The organism is Xanthomonas albilineans, assembly GCF_002939705.1.
GTDB lineage: Bacteria > Pseudomonadota > Gammaproteobacteria > Xanthomonadales > Xanthomonadaceae > Xanthomonas_A > Xanthomonas_A albilineans.
Genome location: NZ_MDCB01000035.1, coordinates 1 through 4772, shown reverse-complemented (window position 1 = coordinate 4772; position 4772 = coordinate 1). Strand labels below are relative to the sequence as shown.

Below are 4772 nucleotides of genomic sequence, written 5' to 3'. Positions count from 1 at the left end.
ACGATGCTACCCTGCGGGCCGTTGGCCTGGGTCACCTGGTCGAAGCCGTCGTAGCTCCAGTTCAACGTGCCCGACAGGCTGTCGGACAGCGCCATCAGCCGGTTGCCGGCGTCGTAGCGGGCCGTCAGCGTGCCGCCCGTGCCGGGCAGCGTGGCCGTGCTCGGCCGGCCCAGCGCGTCGTAGCTGTAACTGGTGGTGCGGTTGCGTCGGTCGGTGTGCGTGGCGACACGGTCCATGCTGTCGTAGGTCCAGCTCTCCGCCTGGCCCAGCGCGTCGGTGCGGCTGATGCGGCGGTCGCGCGCGTCGTAGGCATACGTCACCCCCGCCCCGTGCGGTAGCAGAATCGCCGACACGTTGCCGTTGGCATCGAAGCCCGTTGCCACGCTGTTGCCCAACGGATCGACCGCCTTGGTTTGACGGCCCAGTGCGTCGTATTCGAAGCGCGAGACGTTGCCTTGCGCGTCCTGTACGCCGATCAAGCGGCCCAGCGCGTCGTAGCGCAATTGCGTCTGTCGGCCCAGCGCGTCGGTGATCGCAGTCAGGTCGTCGTTGCTCCAAGTGAAATTGGTCGTGTGGCCAAGTGGGTCGGTCACGCTCAGGCGTTGCCCGGCACCGTTGCAAGTGGCGGTACTGGTCTGGCCCAGCGGCGTGGTCACCGAGGTCAGGCAGCGGGTGGGTCGATTAGGCTCAGGTGTTACCCAGCGTCTTTGAAAGAGTCGCTACACAGTTCAATTTATAGACTCTCACTTACTTGGCGTGACGAAGTAAATAATGGATGACAATACCGCAAAAAGCGCCCCTGCCGCCATTGTTCCATACAAAATATAGTGTTCGTTTGATGTGAGATATGAAATGGCACCATGTGTATTTAGCGGATAAACCCTCCCAACTTCAGGCTTAAAATAACGAGATCCATGGCTTGAATAATATTCCCAAAGAAAAAAAGACGAAAACCAAAAAACCAATGCCAACACTCCCAAGACATTTTTAAATATCTTCATTACTTATTCACCATTAGCAAATGATATTCATTGCCCCATCTGATGCACCCATGTATAGGTAACCCCAGCCGCACCGGAAACTGGACTACCTGCGCCTACACCTACTAAACCATTTCCACCGTAAATCATTGAACCATCCGAAGCTTTTCCTATATATCCATCGACCCCACCAATAACACCCTCTCCACCTGAAGCGCTAGCAAAGGCAAATGGCCCAGCAAGATCGCAGACAGATTTGGCGTTTGATCCGCCAAACTGAACTCCAACAGAGCCACCAACACCACCACCAACTCCACCACCACCACCACCGTAGAAAGCGAAATGAGTGCCGTCGTAAGCGATGCCAACAAAGCCCGTCCCGCCAAAGCCAATAGCGCCATACAGCGGAATATTTATGTTGCCTGACAAACCAACATTAACAGTCCAAAGACCACTAGGGTCAATCCTGTTAATTGGACCCTCACCAACATAGGCATAAATATTCACACCAGCCGCCAATTGGAGCGGATCCTCACTGATGAACCGCCCCAACTCCGCCGTATAATACCGCGCACGGTAGTAATACAACCCGCTCTGATCGTGCTCGCGACCGGTGTATTGATACGGGTTGTTGTAGCTCGTGCTGCTTTGCGTGGTGGTTCCATACGGATCGTAGTCGTAACGCTGTACCGCGTTGCCGTTCGTGTCGGTCAGCAATCTTGTGCTACCGAGTAAGTCAGTCAGGAAGTAGGTGCGTCCGCCGTTATCGTCGCGCGCATAGCGTTCGTCGATGCCTGGGCCCGTCAGGATCGGATTGATCGTCGTTCCTTGCGCTTCCTGCACGGTATTCAGACCGTCGTACAGGTATTGCGTGGTGGTGCCGTTCTCCGTCCTGGCGCTGCGCCGGCCCAGGGCGTCGTAGCTGTAGCTGGCGATGACAGTGCCGCCCTGCGTGATCTGGCTCAGGTGGTCGCGGTCGTCCCAGGTGTAGGTTCGCGTGCCATCGCTGAGCAGGTGGCCGTCGGCGTCGTAGCTGCGGGCGTTGCCATTGGCCTGGGTCTGTCGGTTGTTGTCGTCGAAGGTATTGCTGGTGCTGGCTGGTGGCAACGCCTGCGGCGCGTGGCTACCAGTCTGCGCCACCAGTTGCCCCCGGCTGTCGTAGCCATACCCCAGGCTGCCCAGCGCCGCTTGTCCCGCCTTGCCCCAGGCCAGGCCCGTCACTTGATTGGCGTCGTTGTACACGTACACCGTCTGCACCTGGTTCGGCAGCGTCTTGCTGCTCAGCCGGTTGGCGTTGTCGTAGGCGAAGCTCACCGTGTCGCTACCCTGGGCGATGCCGGTCAGGCGGTCGCCGTCATCATAGGCATAACGCACCGGCGTCTGCGTGGCCGCTTGCATGCTCGTGCGCCGGCCTACCGCGTCGTAGCCGTACACGATGCTGCCTTGCGGGCCGTTGGCCTGGGTCACCTGGTCGAAGCCGTCGTAGCTCCAGTTCAACGTGCCCGACAGGCTGTCGGACAGCGCCATCAGCCGGTTACCGGCATCGTAGCGGGCCGTCAGCGTGCCGCCCGNGGCGCTGCTGGGTCGGCCCAGTGCGTCGTAGCTGTAGCTGGTGGTGCGGTTGCGTCGGTCGGTGTGCGTGGCGACACGGTCCATGCTGTCGTAGGTCCAGCTCTCCGCCTGGCCCAGCGCGTCGGTGCGGCTGATGCGGCGGTCGCGCGCGTCGTAGGCATAGGTGACGCCCGCCCCGTGCGGTAGCAGGATCGCCGACACGTTGCCGTTGCCATCGAATCCCGTTGCCACGCTGTTGCCCAGCGGGTCGACTGCCTTGGTTTGACGGCCCAGTGCGTCGTATTCGAAGCGCGAGATGTTGCCTTGCGCATCTTGCGTTGCGATCAGACGGCCCAGCGCGTCGTAGCGCAATTGCGTCTGTCGGCCCAGCGCGTCGGTGATCGCAGTCAGGTCGTCGTTGCTCCAGGTGAAATTGGTCGTGTGACCAAGTGGGTCGGTCACGCTCAGACGTTGCCCGACCCCGTTGCAGGTGGCGGTGCTGGTCTGGCCCAGCGGCGTGGTTACCGAGGTCAGGCAGCGGTTGGTGTAGCCGAAGCTGGTAGTGCGGCCCAAGGCATCGGTGATCGAGGCCACATCGCCATCGCCGTTGTAGGCGAGCGTGGTGGTGCGTGCCTGCGCGGTGCCGGCCAGTTGGGTGATCTGAAGCGGACGTCCGGTGCTGTCGTAGGCGTACTCGGTACGTCGGCCCAGGGCATCGGTGCGTGCGGTGGTCTGGCCGCTGGCGGTGCGGGTGTAGAGGATGGTCTGCGCCAAGGGCGTGCCGTAGGCCAGCGTGTCGCTGCTCGGGTAGTGGCTGACCGGGTCGAACACCACCCGGCGCTGGCTGCCGTCGGGCTTGGTCACCAGCACCCCGGTGGTGCTGCCATCCACGTGCGCGTAGTTGATCGTCAACACCCCGCCATCGGCTTGGGTCTGTTTGACCACGCGGCCTGTCCAGGTGCCGTTGGCGCTCTCGAATTCGTTGAACACCACCCGCTGCTGTTTGCTGTCGGTGATGGACTCCAAGCGCGCCTGGTACGGCAAGGTATCGGTGACCTGGCGGATCTTGTAGTGGTAACTGCGCGTGCTGCCGTCCGGGCGGGTCACCTGCGACAGGTAGCCATCATCGTTGTAGGCGTAGGACCAGGTGTTGCCCAGCGGGTCGCTGACTGTGGCGATGCGGTTGTTGCTGTCGTAGCCGATGCTCAGCGAACGCCCGTTGGCCGAGATGATGTGGCTGACCAGGCCGGCATCGTAGGTGTAGTACACCTTGTTGCCAAAGCGGTCCATGGTCCACAGCAACTGGTTGGGCCAATAATTGTAGAAATACATCATGCTGCCGTCGCGCAGCGTCAGCAGGTAACCGTGGCCGCGCGGGCTGCCCTGGGTGATGGTCGCACCGGCATAACCGGAAACCGAGCCGGTTTGCTGCCATTGCCCGCCCAGCCCAAAGCCAGACACACGGGCGAACTTCACCGGCATGCCGCCAGGCAGCACCAGTTGCAACTGGTTGTAATCGTTCGTGGGCGAATAGAGCGTGTAGCTGAAATTGGCCGCCGTGCCGATCCCGAAGTCCTGCTTGTTGGGGTCGCCCGGGCGATAGGAGCGCGTCACCACCAACGGCGACAGGCCCGGCACCACCGCGTCGGTCTGGGTATAGGAAAATTCCCCGGTGTACAGGTCGATGGGATCGCCCGCCGTGGCGCCGCCACCGCCGGCCTCCTTACCGCAACCATCACTGCAGTGTGGCGTATCCGGGTCCGGCGGCGGCGTGTGGGTGTCGATGCTGTAGCTGGCGCCCATGGTCTTGTACAGCGCCACCCCGCCTTCCGGGGCGATGCGCGTGCCGTCGCTGGTCACCCGCCCCTGCCCGTACACTCGCCAGCCTTCGGATGGGTCATAGATCCAGAAGTTGGCCCGCGTGCCAGTGGCCAGCGTGTCGTAGTTCGGGTACAGAATCTTGATGCCCTGCGCTGCCTGCGGCGTCAGCGCCTGCACCGTGGCTCCGCCCGGTTCCAGGGTGAAGTACATCGGGTAGTTGCTCGCCACCGGGAACGGGGCGCGGTTGACCGGCGTCGGCACGATGGAGAGGTGATGCACCAGCGCGCCTTTGCGGTCGCGGATCACCGTGCCGGCCGGGATGTGGATTTGCAGGCCCGGCATATCCGGATGGGTGAGCACCACATCCTGCTTCAGCGGCGAGGCGATGGCGGTCGTATCGCGGGCGCTGATACGCGGCAG

General features: G+C 62.1%; 3 protein-coding genes and 1 pseudogene. All 4 read right to left on the bottom strand.

Annotated features, from left to right (window positions below; all coding sequences use genetic code 11):
• Window positions 1–656: pseudogene (locus XalbCFBP2523_RS15435) on the bottom strand (RHS repeat-associated core domain-containing protein); the annotation flags it as partial.
• Between the two features lie 87 nt (window positions 657–743).
• Window positions 744–1001, bottom strand: coding sequence for a hypothetical protein (locus XalbCFBP2523_RS16485; RefSeq protein WP_146084120.1), 258 nt, complete (start codon window positions 999–1001; stop codon window positions 744–746).
• A 27-nt stretch (window positions 1002–1028) separates the two neighbouring features.
• Entirely contained in the window at window positions 1029–2540 is a 1512-nt protein-coding gene (locus XalbCFBP2523_RS17285) for an RHS repeat domain-containing protein (protein WP_488175805.1), read from the bottom strand.
• 12 nt (window positions 2541–2552) lie between these two features.
• Window positions 2553–4772, bottom strand: a 2220-nt coding sequence (locus tag XalbCFBP2523_RS17280) for a DUF6531 domain-containing protein (protein ID WP_249027736.1), incomplete at both ends; no start/stop codon positions are given.